22 protein-coding genes, 1 tRNA gene and 1 pseudogene are annotated in these 22,176 nt (G+C 42.1%); 13 read left to right on the top strand and 11 right to left on the bottom strand.

What is annotated here, in order from left to right; all coding sequences use genetic code 11:
- Positions 1–50 precede the first annotated feature (50 nt).
- Positions 51–800, top strand: coding sequence for an SDR family oxidoreductase (locus tag QWZ17_RS04500; RefSeq protein WP_290303752.1), 750 nt, complete (start codon positions 51–53; stop codon positions 798–800).
- A gap of 67 nt (positions 801–867) precedes the next feature.
- Here the strand turns inward: QWZ17_RS04500 and QWZ17_RS04495 are convergent, their stop codons facing one another.
- The 5 genes and pseudogenes from QWZ17_RS04495 to QWZ17_RS04475 form a co-directional block, all read right to left on the bottom strand.
- On the bottom strand, positions 868–2,043 hold the full coding sequence (locus QWZ17_RS04495; RefSeq protein WP_290303751.1) for a hypothetical protein: 1,176 nt from the start codon (positions 2,041–2,043) through the stop codon (positions 868–870).
- 400 nt (positions 2,044–2,443) lie between these two features.
- Positions 2,444–3,067, bottom strand: coding sequence for a hypothetical protein (locus QWZ17_RS04490; protein WP_290303750.1), 624 nt, complete (start codon positions 3,065–3,067; stop codon positions 2,444–2,446).
- 2 nt (positions 3,068–3,069) lie between these two features.
- A pseudogene (locus QWZ17_RS04485) lies at positions 3,070–3,909 on the bottom strand (isocitrate lyase/PEP mutase family protein).
- Between the two features lie 372 nt (positions 3,910–4,281).
- Positions 4,282–4,357, bottom strand: a tRNA-Gly gene (locus QWZ17_RS04480).
- A 218-nt stretch (positions 4,358–4,575) separates the two neighbouring features.
- A complete protein-coding gene (locus QWZ17_RS04475) occupies positions 4,576–5,193 on the bottom strand; it encodes a hypothetical protein (RefSeq protein ID WP_290303749.1) in 618 nt (205 codons plus the stop codon).
- Between the two features lie 267 nt (positions 5,194–5,460).
- Between QWZ17_RS04475 and QWZ17_RS04470 the strand changes: the two genes are divergently transcribed.
- Both QWZ17_RS04470 and QWZ17_RS04465 read left to right on the top strand, forming a co-directional pair.
- Positions 5,461–5,967 carry a hypothetical protein gene (locus tag QWZ17_RS04470; protein ID WP_290303748.1) on the top strand — a complete coding sequence of 169 codons (507 nt, stop codon included), beginning with the start codon at positions 5,461–5,463 and terminating at the stop codon, positions 5,965–5,967.
- Positions 5,967–6,512 carry a GNAT family N-acetyltransferase gene (locus QWZ17_RS04465; protein ID WP_290303747.1) on the top strand — a complete coding sequence of 182 codons (546 nt, stop codon included), beginning with the start codon at positions 5,967–5,969 and terminating at the stop codon, positions 6,510–6,512. The genes QWZ17_RS04470 and QWZ17_RS04465 overlap by 1 nt, the downstream gene beginning before the upstream one ends.
- A 141-nt stretch (positions 6,513–6,653) precedes the next feature.
- On the opposite strand, the gene QWZ17_RS04460 is transcribed toward QWZ17_RS04465, so the two are convergent.
- A complete protein-coding gene (locus QWZ17_RS04460; protein ID WP_290303746.1) occupies positions 6,654–7,235 on the bottom strand; it encodes a fasciclin domain-containing protein in 582 nt (193 codons plus the stop codon).
- Positions 7,236–7,490: 255 nt separating this feature from the next.
- On the opposite strand from QWZ17_RS04460, the gene QWZ17_RS04455 reads away from it, so the two are divergent.
- The 5 genes from QWZ17_RS04455 (at position 7,491) to QWZ17_RS04435 (ending at position 12,777) form a co-directional block, all read left to right on the top strand.
- Positions 7,491–7,874, top strand: a complete 384-nt coding sequence (locus QWZ17_RS04455; protein WP_290303745.1) for a hypothetical protein — start codon at positions 7,491–7,493, stop codon at positions 7,872–7,874.
- A gap of 113 nt (positions 7,875–7,987) precedes the next feature.
- On the top strand, positions 7,988–8,386 hold the full coding sequence (locus QWZ17_RS04450; protein WP_290303744.1) for a hypothetical protein: 399 nt from the start codon (positions 7,988–7,990) through the stop codon (positions 8,384–8,386).
- A 56-nt stretch (positions 8,387–8,442) separates the two neighbouring features.
- The gene (locus QWZ17_RS04445; protein ID WP_290303743.1) at positions 8,443–9,582 is read left to right on the top strand and encodes a 5-(carboxyamino)imidazole ribonucleotide synthase; all 1,140 of its coding nucleotides are present in this window, start codon (positions 8,443–8,445) and stop codon (positions 9,580–9,582) included.
- Positions 9,583–9,738: 156 nt separating this feature from the next.
- Complete coding sequence (purE, locus tag QWZ17_RS04440) at positions 9,739–10,233, top strand: 5-(carboxyamino)imidazole ribonucleotide mutase (protein ID WP_290303742.1); 495 nt, start codon at positions 9,739–9,741, stop codon at positions 10,231–10,233.
- A gap of 660 nt (positions 10,234–10,893) precedes the next feature.
- On the top strand, positions 10,894–12,777 hold the full coding sequence (locus tag QWZ17_RS04435; protein WP_290303741.1) for an SPFH domain-containing protein: 1,884 nt from the start codon (positions 10,894–10,896) through the stop codon (positions 12,775–12,777).
- Between the two features lie 501 nt (positions 12,778–13,278).
- Here the strand turns inward: QWZ17_RS04435 and QWZ17_RS04430 are convergent.
- The 4 genes from QWZ17_RS04430 to QWZ17_RS04415 all read right to left on the bottom strand — a co-directional run bounded on the left by QWZ17_RS04430 (position 13,279) and on the right by QWZ17_RS04415 (position 15,990).
- On the bottom strand, positions 13,279–14,022 hold the full coding sequence (locus QWZ17_RS04430; RefSeq protein WP_290303740.1) for a hypothetical protein: 744 nt from the start codon (positions 14,020–14,022) through the stop codon (positions 13,279–13,281).
- Between the two features lie 160 nt (positions 14,023–14,182).
- Entirely contained in the window at positions 14,183–14,932 is a 750-nt protein-coding gene (locus QWZ17_RS04425) for a hypothetical protein (protein ID WP_290303739.1), read from the bottom strand.
- 81 nt (positions 14,933–15,013) lie between these two features.
- Complete coding sequence (locus QWZ17_RS04420; protein WP_290303738.1) at positions 15,014–15,520, bottom strand: hypothetical protein; 507 nt, start codon at positions 15,518–15,520, stop codon at positions 15,014–15,016.
- The gene (locus QWZ17_RS04415; RefSeq protein WP_290303737.1) at positions 15,517–15,990 is read right to left on the bottom strand and encodes a sigma-70 RNA polymerase sigma factor region 4 domain-containing protein; all 474 of its coding nucleotides are present in this window, start codon (positions 15,988–15,990) and stop codon (positions 15,517–15,519) included. Before QWZ17_RS04415 ends, QWZ17_RS04420 begins: the two co-directional genes overlap by 4 nt.
- A 206-nt stretch (positions 15,991–16,196) precedes the next feature.
- Here QWZ17_RS04415 and QWZ17_RS04410 point away from each other — a divergent pair, with 206 nt between their 5' ends.
- The 5 genes from QWZ17_RS04410 to QWZ17_RS04390 all read left to right on the top strand — a co-directional run bounded on the left by QWZ17_RS04410 (position 16,197) and on the right by QWZ17_RS04390 (position 21,187).
- Positions 16,197–16,934: a hypothetical protein gene (locus QWZ17_RS04410; RefSeq protein WP_290303736.1), complete on the top strand. Its 738-nt coding sequence runs from the start codon at positions 16,197–16,199 to the stop codon at positions 16,932–16,934.
- 328 nt (positions 16,935–17,262) lie between these two features.
- Entirely contained in the window at positions 17,263–18,672 is a 1,410-nt protein-coding gene (locus tag QWZ17_RS04405; protein ID WP_290303735.1) for an alpha/beta hydrolase family protein, read from the top strand.
- Positions 18,673–18,901: 229 nt separating this feature from the next.
- Positions 18,902–19,192, top strand: coding sequence for a hypothetical protein (locus QWZ17_RS04400; protein WP_290303734.1), 291 nt, complete (start codon positions 18,902–18,904; stop codon positions 19,190–19,192).
- Positions 19,193–19,333: 141 nt separating this feature from the next.
- A complete protein-coding gene (locus QWZ17_RS04395) occupies positions 19,334–20,491 on the top strand; it encodes an acyltransferase family protein (RefSeq protein WP_290303733.1) in 1,158 nt (385 codons plus the stop codon).
- 315 nt (positions 20,492–20,806) lie between these two features.
- Positions 20,807–21,187, top strand: coding sequence for a response regulator (locus tag QWZ17_RS04390; RefSeq protein WP_290303732.1), 381 nt, complete (start codon positions 20,807–20,809; stop codon positions 21,185–21,187).
- A 66-nt stretch (positions 21,188–21,253) separates the two neighbouring features.
- Here the strand turns inward: QWZ17_RS04390 and tnpA are convergent, their stop codons facing one another.
- Complete coding sequence (gene tnpA, locus QWZ17_RS04385) at positions 21,254–21,718, bottom strand: IS200/IS605 family transposase (protein WP_290303731.1); 465 nt, start codon at positions 21,716–21,718, stop codon at positions 21,254–21,256.
- Positions 21,719–22,176: the final 458 nt, after the last annotated feature.

Raw genomic sequence — 22,176 nt, 5'->3', positions numbered from 1 at the left:
GGAAGCATGATTTTAGTTTGATATTTGTAATATCAAACTAAAATACCAAAATGAATATCAAAGGAAACACCATTTTAATAACAGGCGGAACATCGGGCATTGGCCTGGCTTTTGCCGAAGAGTTTATAAAAGAAGGCAACCAGGTGATCATTACCGGCAGGCGAGCCGATAGGCTGGAGGAGATCAGTAAAAGGCTGCCCGGCATTATTACCAAATTATCCGACGTAGTAGACGCTGCACAACGGACTGAACTGGCCGATTGGGTTAAGCAAAACCATCCCGAAACAAATATTCTCATCAATAACGCGGGCGTTCAGCTGGTGGTGGATTTGAAAACCCCTTTGGATTTGGATAGGATTGCTCCTGAAATAGAAACCAATTTTATCGCCCCGGTACACTTAGGGTCGTTGTTTGTACCCATTTTAGGTGAAAATGCAAATGCCACTATCATGAATGTTACATCGGGGCTGGCATTTGTCCCTATCGCTTTAATGCCAATTTATTGCGCTACAAAGGCCGCTATGCATTCATTTACGTTATCGCTCAGATATCAGCTTAAAGATATCGGTATTAAGGTATTTGAAATTGCCCCGCCATCGGTAGATACCGAATTAGGGCACGATAGGCGGGCAGACAAAAGCCAATCGCACGGTGGTATCCCTGTTAGTGAGTTTATTGCCGGCGCTATGGATGCTATCAGGAATGATGTTTATGAAGCTACGGTAGGTATGTCGGCCGGCTTGCGCGAAAAACGCGAAGCTGTATTTGAAAGCATGAATGACCGCATTAAGTTGATTTAATAATTGCTAAAAAACAAAAGCCGCTTTGCAGTAAGCGGCTTTTGTTTTTAATAGTGGTCAATATTAATTATCCGTGCCTGCGGGCATGTATTTGCCTGCTGGCCTGATTTTGCTGACGATTGATCATTCGGGCTTGTCTGTTATTAAGACCACCACCATTGGCCTGCCTGTCGGCACGTACCTGGCGATTGATGTTTTGCTGCCTGTTTTCGGAATTGGCAGCTTCACCGGCGTTTAATTGGCCGTTGCGTACGCCATTGGCTATACGTTGTTGTTGGTTATAACGTCGCTGACCCACCCGGTTATCGCCGTATTGAGCGTTGTTGGCGTTGTGTTTATCGGCATTAATATCGTTGCTAACCTTGTTTTGCTGGTTATTGATATGCTCTTTTTCCTGTGAGGTTAAACGGCCATCGTTGGCTTGTCTGTCGTCGCGTTTTTCCTGGTTAATGTTTTGTTCTTTTCTTTCCAGGTTTTTTGATTCGCCGGCGGTTAGGCTACCGTTTGACATGCCGTTGGCAATACGCCCCTGCTGGTTGTAGCTGCGGCCGTTAACCCTGTTCATAGCGGTTGTAGCTGGCCGGCCGTTATTTACAGATGCAAACTGGTTACGGTCATGACTTGCTGTTTGCATGTGGTTTTGCTGCTCGGAAGTAGCCTGCTCATGATGCTCGTTCATGGCGGTGCGCTCCTGTTCGGTAGCCCTGGCATTAACACCGCCTGGTCCGTTAAAACTGGTGTGGTTATTTATAGTGGTGTTGTTAATAACCGTGCGGTTTACATAGGTGTTATGAATAATGGTAGTATTTACGTTGGTAACCGCAGTATTATACCTAAAAACGTTACCGGCCCAAACGCCGCCGCCAAAGCCTACGCCGCCGTAGCCAAAGCCATAATTAATACCCCCATAAAAACCTACGTGTGGGCCCCAATAGCCGGCATGGAAACCGTATACACCACCCTCGAAACCCCAATAGGCGGGAGTCCACAACAAACCATAGTGTGGCGGCCTTACCCATACACCGGGTACCCAATAGTAACCATCATCGCCATAGGCCCAGTAACCGGGCGTCCAGATGTAACCATCGCCCGGAATTACGGGTTGTTCATACACCGGTAAAGCCGGTGGCGCTATGCGCGCACTAATACTTACGCCTATGCTAACCTGGGCAAATGAAGAGGCCGCAATAACGATGAGTGATAAGGTTAATACAGCTTTTTTAATTTTCAACAAATTTTTCATTTTGTGTAGATTAGTAAATAATAGTTTAGGTATCTGACAATTGAAAAGACAAAAGGTTTATTGCATCCGCTAATCTTTCTTTCCGGGGAGGATGAGTTGGGATACCTAAGCGCGGCTGCAAGACTTACGAAGTTTTTAAAACTTCGTAAGTCTGGAATTTATAACATATTTTACCTTTCAAAGACCGCGTATCCTTGCGCTCGAAATTACTATTCCACCCCAATTTTTTACCGCCGCTATTTTCCCTGTGCGCACAAGATAGCCAATTAAAAGAGCTATTAACATAAACTCAAAATGCAAAACGTGAATAAATTGGTTAGATAGCTGATGCTTAGAATTAAGCGTCATTACTTACTTGTACGGGACTATTAAACAGAAAGATGCGATAAAGTGATAAAAATCAGGGTTTTTCTGGTAAGCCGATTTGCGGTTTATAACCTGCCTTAAACGTGTTAACAACAGATTTAGGCGTTAGCACAGTGACCGTTTGGTTTATGAGGAAAGGTTCCGCATCCTCATAGCCAAAGGATGTCCATCGGTAAACTGAATTGTTTGCGAGCAAATAGGGTTCTGTATTTAGTTCGATAAAAGTGCCGGATGGCAGCTTTTGAAGCTGATCTTCATAAGTTACTTTAGTTCCCTTAGTTATCCTTTCCGCGTGGATAATGTTGTCTATTTCGCTGATCGGCGTTTTATCAGTAAAACCATATTGGGGATTACCTTTAAGCCAGGCTGTTTTAAAATGCTGATGGTCCTGGTAACGGCATTGAAAGCAGGGGCGATGCCCGGCCGAAAAGGCGGTAGCTTCATCAAAAAAGAAAAGCTCGGTCCAGCGGTCGGGCATCATCACCTCCCGGTGGCGGCCCCTGAATTGCAGCGCGCAAATAATCCAGGCCTTTACTTTAAACGGGCGTACTATTTGCTGTTGCACGTTATGGATTACGCCACGGTTGCCCAACCACGCGCCACGGGCAGGGGTGGTGATGATATTTGCTTTTGGGTCAACGCGGTTTTGTAAAGGCATGTTTATGATTTGAACAGGTTATTCATTTCGGCATATGTTTTAGCTTCATTAGCAAAATCAAAGGTACCGGAACCGATTATTTCTTCGGCCGCCCTGAAGAACGCGCCGTAGGCCGCCCGGGCTAATGACGAACCTAAGCTTACCCTTTTCACACCCAGATCTTCCAGTTGGTGCAGCGAAAAGTTAGTGCCCGGTATGCCCATAATTACGTTAACAGGTTTAGGGGCTATGGCTTTTACAACAGTGGTTATATCGGCAGCGGTTTTAAGGCCGGGGGCAAAAAGTACATCGGCACCGGCAAATACCACTAATCGCTTAATAGTATCTTTCAAATCCAGTTTACCATGAATCAGGTTTTCGGCCCTGGCCGTCAACATAAAAGGGTAGGGCAGGCTTTTTGTTGCCGCTACGGCTGCTTTTACACGTTCGACAGCCAACTAAAACGGATAAATAGGATCGGCCGGATTACCTGTGGCATCTTCAGTAGAACCGCCCGCGAGGCCGATGTTGGCTGCCAATAAAATGGTTTCGGCGCATTGTTCAGGCTCATGGCCAAAGCCGTTTTCTAAATCGGCCGATACGGGTAAAGTAGTTGCGTTAACTACACTCTGCGCGTTTTGCAGCGTTTCCTGGCGGGTAATGGATGCATGTCCATCCGGTTTACCCAAAATATAGGCAAGGCCCGCGCTTGTGGTAGCTAAAGCTTTGAAGCCCATCATTTGTAAAACCTTTGCCGTGCCTGTATCCCAGGGATTGGGCACTACAAAAATACCGGGTTGCTCATGGAGGGCTTTAAAAGCGGCGGCTTTGGCAATTAATATGTTGTTAGCAGAGGTAGCCATTGGTTTTGAATTTTGATCAAAGTAAAGTATTTTCTTTTGCAAGGCTTCATATTTGTTAAACCGAGTTCAGAGAAATCGCCTTTAAAGATTTGCGTAAAGAAAGGTAGCTCCTATGGAGCAAAAAAAATAAAATATTTGTACTACAAACAGGTAGCCGCTATGCGGCATCGAATATCCAATAAGACGAAATCATGCCGCATGGCGGCTACCTGTTTGTAGAAAAGATCGCCCAGGCAAGTTATGCCGCATAGCGGCTACCTATTGTGCTCATTGAAAGAGTTTACCTTATACCCAAATACTAAAAGCGATTTTCCTGGCCCGGAAAGGAAAAATTCCGGCAATAAAAAAGCCTCCCCGATTAAGAGAAGGCTTTGGAGCGAAAGACGAGATTCGAACTCGCGACCCCGACCTTGGCAAGGTCGTGCTCTACCAACTGAGCTACTTTCGCGTTGGTGTTTTTTGAGGTCGCAAATATAGGAATTTGGTTAGGCCAAGCAAAAAAAATATCAATATTTTGTAAAGTTTTTGTTAACTTGTTTATTGTTAGTTGTTTGTGTTTTGTAAAACAACAGGGCGAATTGGAGAAGAGTGGAGGTCTGTTCGCCGCAACCTGCCGCGCGGGGCAAAAAAAGATTTTAGCAAGCAGGAGCGAACCGTAAATCAAGTTTAACTCTGTAAAACGTTTCGTTCTTTCACAATTTCTTTGATGAGTACCTGCAGGATCACGGCGTTCCAATCGGTGGCAAAGCTGCGGCTTTGGCGTTGCGCTTTGTTATGCCGATTGTAGATCATGAAGTAATGGTAGTAACTGCTGATGGCTATGTCATCCCAGCTTAAAATGTTTTGTAAATCCCAGCCTATGCCATCAAAATGGAAGCCGATACCGCAAAGCTCAAACGTTTGGTGAATTTTATACAGATCGTAATAGTAGTTGTAAATATTTACAAAGTAATTTTTCCATAACTGGTGAATAATATCATTCCATAGTTTGCCATAAAGATCTTTACGGATGCTGTAATAGCTACCCAGTTTTAGGCGGCAAACGTTTTTATCCTCGTTCCTGATCTCCACAAAATACTGCCTGCCAAATACAAAACGATAGCCTCGGGTCCACTTGATGCCGTACCTGAAAGCCAGCATATTTTCGGCCGGGACGTATTCCATGGGTATCAAGTCGGTAGGCATAAAGCTGTTAGGCTTTTCAATAACCAGGCCCGCTGGTTTAAAAACCAGTTTACGGTATAGTTTTTTGCTTAGCAGCTGCGGCACCTCTATGGTATTCACTCTATAAAAATAAGCATCAGTTTTTACAGATTATTTACATGTAGTAAATAAGTTACCCTGATACTGTATTTTTTATAAAAAGCATAACTTTATGCCGTTAAAAACAATGAATATCCGAAGGAAACAAAGCGGAGGACGTGCGCGATTCCTTCCTTGGGGAAGGAGGAGGTAGGGGTTTCTGTAAGCGTTTGCGCGGATATGCAAGCTCACCTTTCGTTGAAATGGCGTTAGAGGTTTTTAAAAATTCAATCATCAAAATACACCATTATGGCTGCCAGCAATATCATTCCCGCCCGTAAAAATGCCATTCTTACTATTTTATGGCTTGGCTTTTTAACAGGCACCCTTGATGCTATGGCGGCTATTATATGGAGTTATATTATCAACAAAAAAATAGTAGCGGGTATCATCTTCAAGTTTATAGCCTATGGCGCTTTTGGGCAGGCTGCCATGAACGGAGGTAACGAAATGGTGGTAGCCGGTATAATTTTTCATTACGTTATCGCTTTCGCGTTCAGCATGGTGTTTTATCTGTTGTATTCGCACTTTGATAAAGTGTTGCGCAATAAGTACCTTATAGGTGTTATTTACGGCGTTATCGCCTGGATGGTGATGAACCTGGGCGTAGTGCCGCTTAGTAAAATCGGTTTTCACCGCATCAAAATAGAAACCGCGTTAACCGGCCTGGCTATACTGATTGTGTGCATCGGGCTGCCTATAGCACTGGTGGCCGATAAAAAATACTGGTCGGCAAAATTTTCTCCCAAAAAATAATGGCTATCCAGTTCCCAACTACGGACTTCCCTGTTTTGCATACCCCGCGTTTGGTGTGTCGCGAGCTAACCGAAGCCGACGGCAATCAATTATTAGCCATTCGTAATAATGAAGATATTAATCGTTTTATTGGTCGCAGCTCAAACCAACCGCTTCAACATGTGCTTGGCTTTATAGCTTCAAGGCAGCAGGATTGGGAAGATAAAAAAAGTGTTTACTGGGGTATTGTTTTAAAAGAAACAAGCTGCGTTATTGGCACAATTTGTTTTTGGAACCTGGATTATGTCGTCGCCACAGCCGAAATTGGCTATGAGTTGCTCCCCGCCGAACAAGGCAAAGGCCTTATGAAAGAAACCATAGATAATGTGCTTGCCTACGGTTTTGAAGTAATGAAATTGAGTGCGATAACCGCCTGTTTACTGCCTGCTAATGAGCGCTCTTTGAAATTGCTCGAAAACAATGGTTTTACATATGCCGAGACGGTAGAAAACGAATTGGTTTATAAATTAAGCCACACACAATGGCTTAACAACAGACACCAATAAAAAAGGCCCGGTATTTTATTACCGAACCTCTTGGATTTAAAATTGATTAACAATTGCCGGTATTACTCCGGCATCTCATCACACCATAAACAGCGTTATGAAATGCTGAAGTTTACCTGCAATAAAAATCTACTTTAAATATTACTGCGGCATTAATATGCCATTTAAGCCATGGATAACACCATTTGATGCCATGGTATCAAATGATATCACCAACGCGGCATTTCCTTTAGCATCGGTGATTTGCAAATTGCTTTTATCATTTACCGATAGGGTAAGAGTATCGCCGTCAATGGTTTTGAGCGTGGTTTTTCCTTTACCAGCACTTAATGCCTTAATAATATCTGTTTTGGTGTATTTGCCTGCAACTATGTGGTATTTTAATAGTTTGGCCAGTTTGCCCTGGTCTTTCATTAAATCGTCCATAGTTGGTTTGGGCACCTTGCTAAAGGCCACATCATTTGGGGCAAAAACGGTAAACGGCCCCGGCGTTTTTAAATTAGCTTCAAGACCGGCGGTTTTTATTGCCAATGCAAATGGGGCATAATCTGTTGTGCTGCTTAACACGCCAACAACATCGCTGGTTGCTGCAGAAGGGGCGGCCGGTGTTGCGGCCGGAGCAGCGGTTTTAGCTGTGTCCTGTTGTTGAGTTTGTGCAGAAGCATTAGTGGAAAATAATCCGATAGTTAATGATGCAAGGGCAATTAAAACTGACTTTTTCATGTTCATCTTTCTTTTGTTCGGGTTCATAAATAAAATGTAAATGAGTAGCAGTTTATCTGATATTATTTCTTTTTAGTTATTTAAATTATCGTTTGTTGTATATGTTATAACTTATAATTATAGAAAAGGTTTTAAATAACATGAATTTCGTTAATTGAGGTCGAATTTCAGGAATAGAAAAGGGCGCGAATTTCTTTGGATTTTGACATTAATATTAGCGCTTTGTGCCGTTAGTTGCATTAATTTGCATCAATTATGAAAGCATTAGCCAGGCCGCTTTTTAAGGCCTTTATATTTTCGGTCATATTATCTATCGCGGCCAGTAGTATTTACTATGCCGTTGCCCAAAAAGGATTGGATTACAGCAGCGCGCTGCCAAAAATATTTGAGGGGATCGCGTTCCTCAATATCATTATCTTCATCATGTCGTTGCCATCGTTGTTTTTGGTTAACCCCGTTTACTGGAATAACCTTGCGGTACGTTTGCTGCTATATTTTGCCGGGCCGGTGGTATTTATTATCACTGCCGCTACATTGAAGCTACCACCTGCCGATAAAGTTGTTTACCTGCTTACCGGTGTAATATTCATTGTTGTACGCGCTGTGTTTTACTACCTGTTGGTTAAAAAGCAGAAATAATCAGATCTTATTAATGATAAGGGCCTGGTATAACCTCATTGGTTTTGACATCTTAACCGATTTTTCATAATTGATTTTGTAAACTTGCGCAGGTTAAATTTTTACAACACATTATGGGCCTGGGTAAACTGCTTTTAAGAACATACATCTTCTCCTTTTTGCTCACGATTGTTTTGGCAACCGCTTGGTCGTTTATATTTAATGCGCCGGCAACAGATATTAAGGCCATACAGGTTATCGTTTTAAGCAGTTTTTTATTCAATATACCCCTAAATCTCATTGCTTTCCCGGGGCTGTTTATGTCGGTAAGCTTTCAGGCAAGTAAGCTTAAGGCCGGCATAGCTTGTTTTTTGGCACCCGCGGCCATCCTTATCAAAGTTGCAACTATGAAAGGCACGCCGGCCAGTGAAATGGCTTTCAATATCATTATCGTCACGGCGTTTATATTGGTGCTGGCTTACTTCTTCTACAAAAATTTAACACCCAATAATCCCCGGCCGGTTAAGGCTTAGCCTTGCTAAATTGATATAGGCTTTTTGAAAGATTTGCGGTAAACTTGCATAATCAAATGAAAGCATTTTACGGAGATCTTAAATTGGGTATCTTGGGCGGCGGTCAGTTAGGGCGCATGCTGATACAACAGGCTATAAATTACAACGTTACAGTAAAAATTCTCGATCCCGACAGGGAAGCGCCTTGCCGAAAACTCTGCGACGAATTTACCGTAGGTTCCCTCGGCGATTATGAAACTGTATACAATTTCGGCAAAAATGTAGATCTCCTTACCATCGAAATTGAGAAGGTAAACGTAGATGCCCTGGAGCAGTTGGAGAAAGAAGGCGTGTTGGTTTACCCGCAATCGCGCATTATCAGGCTCATACAGGATAAAGGCCTGCAAAAGCAGTTCTTTAAAGAGAATGGTATACCCACGGCCGATTTCCAGGTGATTACTTCGCCGCAGCAGTTACAACAAAGCTATATCCCGTTCCCTTACATTCAAAAGCTACGTAAAGATGGCTATGATGGTAAAGGGGTTTATAAAGTGGTTGATAGCTCATACCTGGCCGGTGCCTTCAAAGAACCAAGCCTGATAGAGGAATGGATTGATTTTGAAAAAGAGATAGCTGTAATAGTTGCCCGCAACGAAAAGGGCGATATCAGCACCTTCCCGATGGTAGAAATGGAATTTAATCCGCAGGCCAACCTGGTGGAGTTTTTAATAGCACCATCCACACTTCCATTTGAAGTACATGAACAAGCCGAGCAAATTGCCCGTAAAATAGCCGAGAGTCTTAAAATTGTTGGCTTGTTAGCCGTTGAAATGTTTTTAGATAAAAACGGCAAGATATTAGTAAACGAGTTGGCCCCACGACCGCACAATAGCGGTCACCAAACTATTGAGGGTAACGTAGTATCGCAGTTTGAACAGCATTTAAGGGCCATATTTAACCAGCCCCTGGGCAATACCGACTGCCTCAACAACGCCATTATGATAAACGTACTGGGCGAAGCCGGCTACGAAGGCCCGGCCATTTATAAAGGCATTGAAAAGGTGCTTAATGTACCAGGTGTATATGTACACCTTTACGGCAAGGCACTAACTAAACCATTCAGAAAAATGGGCCATGTGACTATTGTTGATGCGGATAGAGAGAAGGCAATAGAGAAAGCGAGATTTGTGCAGAAGACGCTGAAAGTAGTTGCTTAATTAAGAAGAATGTATGCGCCTAAAAACTTCGTAAGTCTGGAATAGCTAATAGAGAATCCGTCATTGCGAGGTACGAAGCAATCTCCGAACTATACAGAGTAACTTTTCAAGTCGGGGATTGCTTCGTACCTCGCAATGACGTTTAAATAAAAAATTATGAGTACACAACCACAAGTCGCCATTATAATGGGCAGTAAGTCTGATTTGCATATTATGCAGGATGCTGCCGATGTTTTAAAAGAATTAGGTGTTAACTACGAGATTACCGTGGTATCGGCGCACCGTACGCCCGATAGGATGTTCAGCTACGCCCGTGCCGCGGCCGACCGTGGTATTAAAGTAATTATTGCCGGTGCCGGTGGTGCCGCCCACCTGCCGGGCATGGTTGCTTCGCTCACCCATTTACCGGTGATAGGGGTGCCCGTAAAATCAAGTAATTCTATTGATGGCTGGGATTCTATCCTTTCCATTCTGCAAATGCCAAATGGCATCCCGGTTGCTACTGTAGCGCTCAATGCAGCCAAAAACGCCGGCATCCTGGCCGCCCAAATCCTGTCAACTGCCGACGAATACCTGGTTAAAAACCTCATCGACTTTAAAGAAGACCTTAAGAAAAAAGTTGAGGAATCTGCAAAGGAAATGGAGGGGTAAGATGTGCAGATATGCGGGTTTCAGATGTGCAGATTTTTTTGTCTGAACCGCGATTAAACAGATTTTTTAGATTAACAGGATTTTTTTGGATAAAGGAGCAAGGACATTTTGACAAAGGAGCAAGGACTTTTGGATAAAGGACTTTTAAAATTCTGTTAATTATTTAATTCTGAAAATTCTGATTCAGACAAAAAAATCCTATTAATCCCTTAATCCAATAATCCGGGTTCAGACAAATTCTTGTGTTAGGGATTGAAACGGATACCGGCCAAAGTGGCTAAGGCCTGTGTAGTATGAGTGTAAAGCCCGGGCCGCAGGCAACACCATTTTAAGTAAAAGTCAAAATTAATATTTCAAAAATTTTTGAAATAACCCGATAACGGAAATAATTTGTAATATTTTTCAATAATTCTTAGATAATTTAAGGCTCATTAAATCAGTTATTTACATAAAAAATAAACCCTAAGTCCACCATCCCAAATCCCCGGTAAAAAATAATTTGTAATAAAAGTGTAACATCCTGTTATTTTACCTGTCTAAATGACACTATATAGCCAAGGTACTCCAATCCAGTTTAAGCTATAAGTGAGTTGAGGGCCCCGCACCTTAAGGGGCCCCGTAAAAAAATCAATATATTTAAAAACTAAATCTTTAAAAAAAATGGACAAATCAATTGTGATGTTATTTTATGCTGTGCCTGTAATTTTAATACTTGTACTGTACAAGTTTGTGTTGCGGGTGTTTTTTGGTATGGTGATAGTGCCTGATGACCGTATTGGTTTGGTGGTAAAAAAGTTCACCTTATCGGGTAAATCGCGCTTACCCGATGGTAGAATTATCGCTACCGCAGGCGAAGCCGGTATGCAGGCCAAAGCATTGGCCCCGGGCTTGTATTGGGGTATGTGGCCATGGCAGTATGGAATTACCATGGAGCCGTTTACCATTATTGAGCAAAACAAGCTTGGGCTGGTAAAGGCAAAAGATGGTGCATCTTTTGATACCGGTAGGGTATTGGGTAAACCGGTAAACTGCGACAAGTTCCAGGATGCTATTGCCTTTTTGGATAATAACGGTCAAAAAGGCCCGCAGGCGGCTTTCCTTACACCGGGTAGTTACCGTATCAATACCTTTTTGTTCGAGATTGTAACAGTGCCTATTACCCAGATACAGGAAAATAAGGTAGGTATTATTACCACCCTTGATGGCGAGCCGCTAAACAAAGGCGAAATTGCCGGTTACTCGGTTGAAGGCCACAAAAACTACCAGGACCCAATAGCGTTCATTAACGCTGGCGGCCGCAAGGGCTTGCAGGAAGATGTGATTTTGGCCGGTACTTATTACCTTAATCCATGGTTTGTGCTGGTTGAACAGGTTGATATGATTTACATACCAATTGGTTATGTAGGCGTGGTAAACTCCTTCGTAGGTGCCGAAGGTACAGATACCAGCGGTGATGCCTTTAAACATGGTAACATTGTAAAACGTGGCCAAAAAGGTGTGTGGGATGAGCCGCTTGACCCTGGTAAACACCCGGTAAATATTTACACTCATGCCGTTGAAATTGTACCAACAACCAACATTGTGTTAAACTGGGCCGATAGCCGTACAGAAGCGCATGAACTTGATAAAAACCTGAGTACAATTACTGTACGTTCAAGTGATGGTTTTACATTCAATTTGGATGTGTCACAAATTATCCACGTTCCGCGTAATGAAGCGCCAAAAGTTATCGCCCGTTTTGGTAAAATGAAAAACCTGGTATCGCAGGTGTTGGAGCCTACAATTGCCAACTACTTCCGTAACTCGGCACAAAAAAGTGATGTTATTGGTTTCTTAGCCAATCGTATTCAAAGGCAAAATGATGCCCGCGAGCATATTGGTACGGTATTAACAACCTATAACGTGATTGGTGTAGATACCCTGATTGGCGACATAGTGCCACCAGCAGCCTTGATGAAAACCCTTACCGACCGTAAACTGGCCGAAGAGGAAAAAGTCACTTACGAAATACAACGCCATGCGCAGATTGAGCGTAAGGAGTTTGAAAGCGCCCGTGCCGGTGCCGATATGCAGCCGGAGGTTGTAAAATCAACCCGCCAGGTGGAGATCAATACCCAGATGGCCGCCTCAAGGGTTGCCGCTTCTCGTGGTGAGGCCGAAGCTAAAACCATTAACGCTAAGGCGGATGCCGAAGTAAGGATTACGATAGCCAAAGCCGATGCCGAAGCTAAAACCGTGAACGCCAAGGCTGATGCCAACGCTACCGAAGTAAATGGTGTTGCCGAAGGTGCTAAAATTAAAGCCATAGGTATGGCCGAAGCCGAAGTTACCAAACAGAAAACCGAAGCCATGGGTACCGAACAATATGCCATTGTGCGTGTAGCCGAAGCCCTTGCCTCTGCAGGTATTAAGTTAGTACCAGAAATACTGGTGAGTGGTAAAGAAGGCGGTGGCAACGGCATGATAGATGCCCTTATAGGCACCGAAATGCTTAAAAAACTACAAAAAGCTAATGATGCCGGTAGTAGTGTGAGTGGTGAATAGTTTTGTTAGTATCAAGTAGTTAGTGTCAGGTAGCAAGACAATTTGCTGTCTGATTGAAACTTACGGAGGGTAAAAGCTTCGTAAGTTTTTTTGTTTTAGGGGAGAGTAAGGCATTCAACATTCCAATGTTATGCTCCCCTTCACAGTCATGGAATTTATTTCAGTACCCCACAGCTTAGGTGTCTAATATAAAGTATACTTGGCATATGGGACAATCGCTTTTAGACTTTTATAGCTTATTTTGGCTGAAGCCACTTTGTTTATTGCTTTTCTCCGCCCCATAAATGGGACGGCAATGAGTTTTAAAATACCCTTCAAGCCTGATTTTTTTATTCATTGCCGTTTTGGCTTTAGCCAACGGTTAATGAAAGTAACCGGAAAGGTGGCTTTAGCTCCAAATTGCAGAGTTGGGTTCTAAAAGCGATTGCTTCGCAGATGGGCTCCTGAAACAAGTTCAAGGCCGACTTTATACTTTACAACAGTTGGTGATTGATAGGTGTGTTAAAAATACTGTTTAAACAAATCATACATCAGCCACACAGCTCCGGCGCTTAGGCTAAACACTTTAAGCCGGTCGCTAACCCTATATTCCGCCCGGATATCGGCGCGGCAGATAAAAACAGAAATAAATATACTGACAAGTATTACCCCCGCCGAGGTAAACAAATAGCCATAGCTGATGGGGGAACTAAACAAGTGATCCATTTTTACACTTATATCGCCTTGTAATATCAACAATTGAAACAGCGCTTTGTAGATGTTTACGGCAATGATAATAACCCAACCTGCTTTTCTTTTGAGCGTAAAAAGTACAATACCAATAGGGAAAAGGAGATAAGGTATAACAGCATGAAAAAAATTAACGCTATAAAAAGCAGGACTAATCAGGTTAGCAAGCACAAACCTGCCACTAAACCTCACTGCTATAATATATAGAATTATTGTTACAGCTACGGTAATGTAGATATTTCTGTTAACTACCGCTTGTGGATTGATAACATTTAGTATGGATTGCTCAATGGCTTCAACCTTTTGTTGTTTAAGTACCTTTTGCCGGTCTGTAATTTCTGCTTCGGCATTGAGCTGATCAATTAGTTCTATACTTAATTGTCGGCTTTTCCACTCGGCATTCGCGGCCTCGATTGCTGCAGGCTGATAATCATGGCTATTATTTAAAATAGCCAGCAATTTGGCATCGCTTAAGGTTTTATATCGTACAGAAAATGGGTTTGGCGGTTGCTGCATCAGGTTTTGGCAATGTGAAAGGATTTCGGTTCATCAAAAAAATCAAACCTAAATATAGATCAATTAAACTGTTCTAATCAACTCAAACTATCAACACTTCCATCATACACTGCTCACCACTCGCCATTTACCACTCACCGCTATCTACTCACCACTCCCATCATATTATCTTCGTTGCTTGTAATATCAAAAAGGCAAAGGCCGCGGCAATAGTGAGTAACATGGTGGGTAAACCTGTTTTCATTTTCGCCCGGATGTTTGGCAGGCACACAACTATAGAAATCAGCAAAAAGAAAGCGATAACGATGCTGTCTTGTACAATGTTGTCAATAGTTATCGCGTCGGTGTAATGTTTATCCAGTTTCGCCTCAATGTCGGTAAAAAAAAAGTAGGCCTGTTTCAGCGCGTTGTACATTACGGCCCAGCTAAGCATAATCCAGCCTAATTGTCGCCTTAAACCAAAGCCGATAGCGCCAAATGGAAGTGCAAGGTAGGGTAAAGCTATCCAGATGAAAGACGGACGGTAGGAGTCAGAGTGGATCAGCATGTGCAAAACTACAGTATCGCCTTGTGCCAATGTTATAAAGTAAACCGCCAGCACGGTTAGTGAAATAGTATTAATTACTCTGATGGGTGTAAAAAAAGGTTGTTTAGCGGGGCGTGCTTTTATTTCCGCCGTTTTCGGGGCAGCTCTTTCAATGGTTTCCTTATTAACTTTACGCTTAAGGTAAAGATTAAAATCATCGGTTATCTGTTTGGCATCTTCGGGCGATAATACCCTGCGTTGAAGTTCAATATACGCGGTTTCTACAGCCAGGGGCTGAAAATTACGGGAATTGTGTACAATAGCGATCAGCTCTTTACTTTCAAGCCGCTCGTACTTATACTCAAAAGTATTAGCGAGGTTCATAACAACGGTTTATAAAAAAGGGGAATTAGGGTATGCAAATATATATACCAACTAACATAATTATATACCTGTAAACGGGTATTATTTTTTCAGTTGTTTAAGTTCGGTTTTTAGTTCTTGTAATTGCTGTTGAGCCTGTCTGTTTTCGAGGTAGAAATAAATGGCGCAGGCTAAAAATATCTTACCTAACACAAATATACCCGCCAAAACCCATTTCCAGTTTTTGTGGATCTTCATGTGGCTCGATTCAGCCTCTACCTCAATATACTGATGCCCGTTGTTATACTGTTTAGATTGATTGAAATCATCATTGCCGCGTTGTTTTTGGGTAAACTTTTCAGGGTTGGTTTTATCGCGTAAAATAATGTCATTTATTTCCTGTTCAATTTTGCCCCAGGTGTTTGGCGGTGGTGTAATGGCCATATTACGCGCCAGCAGCTCCATATCCAGTTCCAGCTGCTGTAAAGCCTCGTCCACTTCAGGAAAACGAGCTTTCATAAACATTAATTCTTTAGTTTCATCGTCAGAAGCCGCGCCCATTACAAAGGTTTCCAGGATGCCGCTTTCTATGTAATCTTCTACTCTCATTTGGCAGCGCGGATAATAGTGAAGCATTCTTTTAATAATCTCCTGATCTCGTCTTCTGTTTTTTGAAGCTCGGCCGCAATTTTACTGATGGGTTTACCATGCCAGTGAGCGCCGCAAAAAACCAGTTGCTGATCGGGTGTCATTTGTTGTATAAATTTATTTTTAACGATGAACACATTGTTCTGCACAGCATCGGGGGCGCTGTTATCGTTGGTGGTTTCAACATAACCGGCCAGTTTTTTACGGGCCATTGATTGCAGGCGGCAAAAAGCGTTTACGCCAGGTTTATAAAACTCTTCAATTTGGTTAGGTACATCATTAAACACCGCAATGAGATATTGCTCGGCAATGCCCCTGTTTTTTACAACCTCAAAAATATAACCCAGCAGCATAGCCGCGTAGTTGTTATACAGGTTATTTACAGATAACAACTTACTACCACTCACCTCTCCGGAAGTCTGTAACTGCATATTTTAATTTAATCAGGGGGCTAATTTTCACAAATGTACCAATCAAATATAAAAATAATTTAAATTATTTTTAAGTTAAAAAAATGTCTTTTTTTAAGAAGGCGCTTTTTAAGTGTTTGATGATTACATGTTTACGTGTAATTGTTAATTTAAGTTAAATGTATTTTCGCTCCAGTTACATTTAAAATTTATTTTTATTTTTAGGCATGCTTAAACATTTCTTTTTGTTGATCCTTGCAAGCACATTTTCTGCATTAGTATACGGGCAAAGCAACCGCACCGGGTTGGTATATGAAAGTGGTAGCCGGGTGGTACTGCCAAATATCCAGGTTGAAAACCTTACTACTCATAACGTAGTTTTAACAGATAGGGCTGGTGCCTTTAAAATTGCCGGTAAAAACGGCGAAATTCTGGTATTTAGTGGCAGTTTTTACAAAGCCGACACGGTTTTGCTTACCAATAATAAGCCTATGGAAATAGCGCTGATACCCCAACACAATATGCTTAGCGAAGTAAAAGTGACCGCTACAGAAGCTACACATACCGGCTCATTTCAATCGCCCGATTTTCATAACCAAACGGTGGTTTACCAGCGCGATGAAAAAGGCAATTATAAAGGCGGCGTAGCCATACGACTAAGCTATTTTAAAAAGGACGAGCATAAACGCGAAAAACAAGCCGCGTTTTTGAAAGACCAGGAGCAACAGGATCAAATAGCCCAGGTTTTTAATGCCAAAAAAATAAGCGAATATTTACCTTTAAAAGGCAAGGATATGGACGATTTTTTAATATTGTACACCCCATCTCCCAAAACGTATTTTACACCTGCTTTTAACCTGGCAGCATATCTTGATACCAGTTACAAAGAGTTTATTAAAATACCTGCAGATCAGCGTAAAACACAGTTGGAGCAGGCAAAAGCTGTCGCGAAGGAACTGGAATAAGGTTTATGTTTTTTTCCTGTTGCCACGGCTCGTCCAGATTGGTTCAGAATAAATAACCGTGAATCTACTTGTATGTGGCAGTATGCAATGTGACCCAATTTTTTTTTAATATTTTTCAGTTCGATTCCGGCTGTCTGTTATAATTGTCTATCAAATCCTAATGTAATAGTCCGGTAGTCCCGTAATCCCAACAGGCCCATAATCCCAAAATCCCTAATCCAATAGTCCCACAGTCTCATAGTCTAACAAGTCCCACAGTCAACAAGTCCCCAAGTCCCACACTCCAATAGTCCAAAAAAACTTATCTTGGCTTAAAATCTATCATCTAATGAAAAAAGGCCTTGTTACCCTCGCGTTTATTTTAATTGCTACTATATCATTTGCTCAAAGTATCACCGGTGATTGGTATGGGGTTTTGGATGTAAATGGAGCACATATACATTTAGTATTTCATATTGCAAGTGTTGCAGATAAATATACCACCACTTGGGATAGCCCCGATCAGGGAGGTAAGCAATTGGCAACTACCTCAACTACAGTTATCGGCAACCAGGTTACTATTGATGCATCTGCATTTAACATTAAGTACACCGGCACGTTTGTGCCCGATAGCAACAAAATCAAAGGCACATTTGCGCAAGGCGCGGCATTATTACCGTTAATATTATCTACCAACAAAAATTCGGCGATAGCCACTAAGCCCGCCGCCCGCTTGCAAGACCCTAAGGATTTTCCCTACAAGCAGGAAGAAGTTACTTTTATAAACCCCAAAGCCGGCGATAAATTAGCAGGTACCTTAACTATGCCGGCCAACGGTAAGGTATCAAAAGTAGTGGTACTGATAACAGGTTCGGGGCCGCAAAACCGTAATGAGGAATTGTTTAACCACCGGCCGTTTTTGGTTTGGAGCGATTGGCTTACCCGCCATGGTATTGCTGTGTTAAGGTACGATGACAGGGGCATAGCTAAATCAACAGGTGATTTTGCCACTGCCACCACTGCTGATTTTGCCGAAGATGCCGAAGCCGCTGTTAATTACCTTAACGCCCGGGCCGATTTGAAAGGTGCCGAAATTGGGTTGATGGGGCACAGTGAAGGCGGGATTATTGCTCCCATGGTAGCCAGCCGAAACAGGGTAGTTAAGTTTGTAGTGCTGCTGGCTGGTCCGGGTGTGCCATCAACGCAATTGCTGCAAAAACAATCGGCCGATCAGATGCGCTTGTTAGGTGCGCCGGAGGGCGCTATTACCCAGGCGCTGGCATCTAATGAAAAAATTTACAAACTTATTAAGGATAACCAAAGCTTGCCCACAGCCCAATTTAAAGTAAAGGCCGATACACTGCTATACCAGATAGCCCGTCAGTTTTCTTCGGCTACGCTGGGCAATCAAACTGCCGATGATTTTGTAAAAACAAAATCAGTTAGTATTGTGAGTCCCTGGTTTAGGTATTTTATGATTTTAAACCCCCATGATTACCTTAAAAAAGTAACCTGCCCCTTATTGGCTATAAACGGAACACTGGATAAGCAGGTAAGCAGTGCCGAAAACCTTGCAGGCATTAAAGCGAGCATGGAAAAGGTAGGGAATAAGCATTACGCAGTAGTACCCTTAACCGGTTTAAACCATTTATTACAAAAAGCCACCACCGGCAGCCTGGCCGAGTACGGCCAGATAGAAGAAACGATAGATCCCATCGCTTTAAAAACAGTGAATGACTGGATAGGGGAGTTGAAATAACAGACGGTAGAGTTACAAGCTGTTCATAATTAATATTTTATAAATTCAGCTTTTGCTGCCTTGGTCATGGCTAAGTAATTTGAGTGTTTTTGTAAACTTTCCTGGCTTTTTCCCGTTATAATATTGATGAATGGTGAAGTTTGGGATGCCGCTAAAGGATCATAAATTGCGCGAAACAAACCCCGCAAACCCGTTAGTTTTTAAAGTTGAGATATTTTAGGATCAAAACATGAATGAAATTATTTCTTTGGCAGAAATGGCTGCCAAAACGCTCACAACCGATGTTATTCACTTACTGCGAATAGAACTTGGTGAGCATGGCACTGTAGCCAGCATGGGTAACCAGGTATTGATCAAAATTAGCCAGGCCGATTTTGAATCGAGACTGGGCAATATGTTGCAGCAAATTCAACGGGTTATTGATCAGCATTTTCCTGCCCGGCAAAATCATTTATCCATTATTATACAGGATAACGAAGCCCGGTACCAAAATGTGTTTAAAATCTGGAAATCGGCGTAAAAGAATGCCTGGGTGGCAAGTTCAAAACCATGGGAATAGCTACCATTGTAGTCAGATACATTCAAATTTCCCGGTTGCTGTAACATCCCACCACATATTCCGTCTTTTAGGTAAATTTAAACAGCATCCTAAAGCGGCACTATGCATCCCGAAACCATTACCCCGGCAATAGAAACCCATAAAAGCGTTAAAATTGCATATGTTGATAATTTAAAAGTGATCCTTACGGTGCTGGTGGTTTTACACCATACGGTGATCACTTACGGCGGCCCTGGCAGTTGGTACTATTCCGAAAAAACAACCCATATTGGCGCGCTTATCCCCATGACTTTGTTTGTGGCCACCAACCAGGCATTTTTTATGGGTTTCTTCTTTTTTCTATCAGCCTATTTTACCGAATCATCATACCGCAAAAAGGGCGCAGTCCGTTTTATGGCAGATCGTTTGAAGCGGTTGGGAATCCCCCTGTTGTTTTACTCGCTTGTTTTATCCCCGGTGCTAAGCTACCTGGTATATCGTTTTGCCGAGGGGAATAAAATTAGTTACCTGCAATACCTGGGCGGTTTTCATTCATGGATAAGTTTTGGCGTGCTTTGGTTTGTGGCAGCCTTGCTTTTGTTTAGTCTGCTTTACGTAGGGGGAATGCTGGTGTTTAAAAGCAATAACCAGTCGTCACCAAAAACACCGGGAGCAATTGCAGTAGTTGTTTTTGCGATATTATTGGCTTTGGGCAGTTACCTGGTGCGCTGGGCTTTTCCTGTAGGTTGGGTGCTTGCACCTGTTGGTTTCCAATTTGGTCATTTTACGCAATATGTGGCTTTGTTTGCCATGGGTATTGTGGCATCACGCGGGGAATGGCTTAGTAAGGTTAATTATAAAATGGGTAAAGATTTCGCGATAATGGTTTTTGTGATGATTGTGGTGTTGTTCCCGGTATTGTATTACGTAGTAACGGTAACCAAAAGCCCTATTGAAACTTTAAATGGTGGTGGCAGCTGGCAATCATTGATGTACGCGTTTTGGGAACAGTGTACCGGTATTTTTATTATAGCAGCCCTGCTTGGCATTGCCGGTAAAAAGTGGAACACGCAAAGCGCTTTCTTTAAAAAACTATCTCGGGCTACCTTCGCGGTTTATATTTTCCATCCGCTGGTACTTATATCGGTATCCATGTTGCTTAGGTCATGGGCTATTGATCCGGCTGTTAAATTGCTGGTAGCGGCACCGGTAGTAGTAACCTTATCATTTTTAGTAGGACTGGGCATGGTGAGGGTACCCATAGTAAAAAAGATAATTTAATACATAGCCGAAGAAGTTTCTGAAAATATCCCTTGTAACGTATTGCTTTTGAATTTCAAGTACAGAAAAATATGCCTGGCCTTCTTATTTATTTGGTTAAAATAAGTTGAAAAAATATCAATAAACGGTGAGGATATTACCTCAACTAATCGTAATATTAGGCACTTAACCGTGTTACAAAATTGTACTTTTAAACTTAATAATATTGCCCTGTTATACTATTGTGTAATAGTTGATTAACTTATTTAATTTAAAAAATATATTTATTTTCAGCGTTACAGCTAATTGCTATATTAGGCTACTAACCCCTACCTTATGTCAAAACGTTTATTGTGTATTGATGATAACTACATCGATATAGCCATTATTAAAAACCACCAGGCCAAATCAAATACTTTTGCTGATGTTAAATATTATATGGATGCCAAAAGCGCCATCAAATTTCTTAAAGACAACATGCACAAACCTGCCGAATTGCCGGATGTGATTTTTTTAGATCTGTACATGGATTCTTTTAGCGGCTGGGATTTTTTAGATGAGTACAACCAGATATCTGGCATGTTTGCCAAAGAAATCACCATTCACATTGTATCATTTTCCATTTTGCCTAAAGATATTTCCCGGTCAAAAAATTATTCGTGCGTTACATCTTACTTCCCGAAACCAATGACCCAAAAGGCATTCCAGATTTTGTAGGGTAAAGTGGTATTATGGCTTGAAAGGTAGGGAGTATTAAGGCCGGAGGGTAAGGAAGATTTTATTTCAATCCAGCAGATCACTGAACAGGTATTCTTCATCGTATTCAACAGCGTAATGTTTTAATATTTCGAGGTATTCATCCCTGAATGATTTTTTGAGGTGATGTTGTTTTTGATTGCCGATGTATTTTACCACGCCATCAATCTGCGATTTGCTATTACTGAACGCACCGTACCCCCGTTGCCATTGAAATTTTCTTTTAGTAAATCCCGATTTGTTGATAAATTCCGAGCTATCCCCTTTTACGAGTCGCATCATTTCGGAGATGGATTGTTGAGGATCGAGGCCGATGAAGATATGCAGATGATCGGTAGCGGAGTTAATAGCCAGCATTTTATGACCGTTGTTTTGTACGATGCCAGTAATGTATTTATGTAGATCCTCTTCCCATGATGATTCTATAACAGCCAATCGGTATTTAACAGCAAAAACGCAATGGATATATAATTGTGTATAGGTATTTGGCATAACCAAATCTAATAAATTAGGCGGTTCGCGAGGGTAGGCATATTTAAAAAATCAGTTGGAGAAAACAAACAGGTAGCCGCTATGCGGCAGATTTGCGTGTTGGAATTGGGAGGTGCATAAGTTTTGGCGGATTAAAGAAAGCCTTTAACTGCGCAATTAAGCGGTTTGTGGCGAATATGTCCATTGGGAAAATCATCTTGAAGATAACAAACAGGTAGCCGCTATGCGGCATAAAGGTCATTCGAAACCGGATTTGCTACAAATAGGTAGCCGCTGTGCGGCAGATTTGCGTGTAGAAATTGACAAATGGATAGACTTCGTCGGATTAAAGAAAGCCTTTAGTTGCGCAATTAAGCGGTTTGTGGCGAATATGTCCATTGGGAAAATCATCTTGAAGATAACAAACAGGTAGCCGCTATGCGGCATAAACTTCATTCCAAACCGGGCTTACTACAAAT

It is taken from the genome of Mucilaginibacter flavus, assembly GCF_030409315.1.
In the GTDB taxonomy this organism is placed as follows: domain Bacteria; phylum Bacteroidota; class Bacteroidia; order Sphingobacteriales; family Sphingobacteriaceae; genus Mucilaginibacter; species Mucilaginibacter flavus.
This window is presented reverse-complemented; position numbering and strand designations above follow the sequence as displayed.